Source organism: Streptococcus pluranimalium (genome assembly GCF_047785745.1).
Lineage (GTDB): Bacteria > Bacillota > Bacilli > Lactobacillales > Streptococcaceae > Streptococcus > Streptococcus pluranimalium_B.
Genome location: NZ_JBLOJT010000172.1, coordinates 1 through 1,857, shown reverse-complemented (window position 1 = coordinate 1,857; position 1,857 = coordinate 1). Strand labels below are relative to the sequence as shown.

Genomic DNA, 1,857 nt, shown 5'->3' with positions numbered 1-1,857 from the left:
CCTATCAACACGTAACTACTTATTTAAAGAATGAAAAGCCATACAAAAAGGAGTTTCTCTACATATAGAGTGACCCCTTTTTGTATTTAAAAATGAAACTTTAAGTTACACTTTGACTCGCACACGATTAAATATTGGTGTAAATATCATTTCCTTTTTACTTTATTCGAAATTAGGTAAAATGGGCTATAGACACTCATTTATTCGCTTTTCTCTAACCAGACAACTGACATTACCTATCCCAATAACAGTTAACTAATTCAAAAATATCATAAACTCATAAGTTTTATACATTCGGCAGAGCTCTCCAAAATTAATCTCTAGCTAAATCTTATAGGCTAATCCCATAACTCTTTTAATTGCCGTAACAAAGCTCGTCGACCTTTAAATCGATTACCAGCAAGTAGCAAGTCAACTTCATGATGACGCGATTCAGGAAGTACTTCTTTCAAATAAGCTAATTGCTCTCTCATAATAACAAAATCTTCTAAACACAGCCCCTCTTGTGCGATACAATGACTTAACTCAGAAACTTCTTCATAAGGTAGACGATTCAATCGCCTCTTATCACTCTCTTGAGATCGTAAAACATCCTTTAAATAATTTGAAAATTTTGTCTTAAAACAAGCAAAGAAAAATGAAGGATTTTCTAAAGAATCTGCTTTAGTTTGAAGCAAATGAAATAAACAAATCATACCTTCTTGATCCCAATCATCAAAATCCCAAAGCTGTATATGATACTGTCTTCGACATTTATGAACAATAGGCTGCACACGCTTATATAAGCTTTCAAAGGATATATACTGTAAAGATGATTGTTCTATCATCACATAAACACCTCTTTTCTAATATAATGCTATTATAAGAAAGCTTATCTGATAAAACCATGACATAAATGTCATATTAAATACAAATTATCACTAACTACTATCTATACCCACGACAAATAGTTTTCCCTTAAAGCATAAACAAACGTTGCCAGATAAATAAATATCATAAAATTATTAACAACATCACAAGTTAATAAATCTAATAGCCATTCACCAATTGAAATTTGCTGTATACACTTTAAAATAGAATGTTATAACTTGAAGGGTTATAATAATTTTGGTGAATTTATGATAGCTACATCTATGTTATATTTACAATAATGGGCAATTTCATAACACACAACAGTCTGCTCTTTTTGATATATGAAACAAGGTTATTGCTTAATTTTTTACTATTTCGTTACCTATTTAACTAAAAATAGTTAAAAGATATTGTTTCTATGTTCTTTAGGGCGTGCCTTTTTCAAAAAAGAATTGATACTCAGTTAATATCAAAAAATAACTTCTTTTGATATTACCATATGTTTGAGACTAGGTCTCAAGGATTCCGTTATTAGTGACAACTATACCGTCGCTAATCATGCCACTACATCGGAAATATCCTATCAGACTAACTTCGTTCGCTCTAAATTGCGAAATCTTATATTATTTTTTGATTTTAGTTGAGTATGGAAATTATCTTTGTCATCCAACTACCTCTAGTTTCTGTTTATACCTATATTTTAAGAATAATCAAAAAACCGACTCTAATAAAGAGTCGGAAAATCATGGCTCTATAAGACTGTAGTGGTTAAATCCACTACAGTCCTATAGAGCCTTTATTTATGTGAGCTTCAGTCTGTTAAACTTTGTCTATTTATACTCGAAGAAAATCAAAATACTCATCGCTTTGAATACTAAAAGGGTCAGGGGAGTGATCCTTTTAGGTTGTCTCTCGAAAACCGGAAAGAGAATCGAGTAGGGACTAATTTCTAGCCCCTCTCACACCACCGTGCGTGCCGTTCGGCACACGGCGGTTCAACTAACC

The 1,857-nt window shown here is 32.0% G+C and carries 1 protein-coding gene; it reads right to left on the bottom strand.

Going from position 1 to position 1,857, the window contains the following annotated elements; genetic code table 11:
- Positions 1-338 precede the first annotated feature (338 nt).
- A complete protein-coding gene (locus tag ACMZ6U_RS10240) occupies positions 339-827 on the bottom strand; it encodes a sigma-70 family RNA polymerase sigma factor (protein ID WP_416108321.1) in 489 nt (162 codons plus the stop codon).
- Positions 828-1,857: the final 1,030 nt, after the last annotated feature.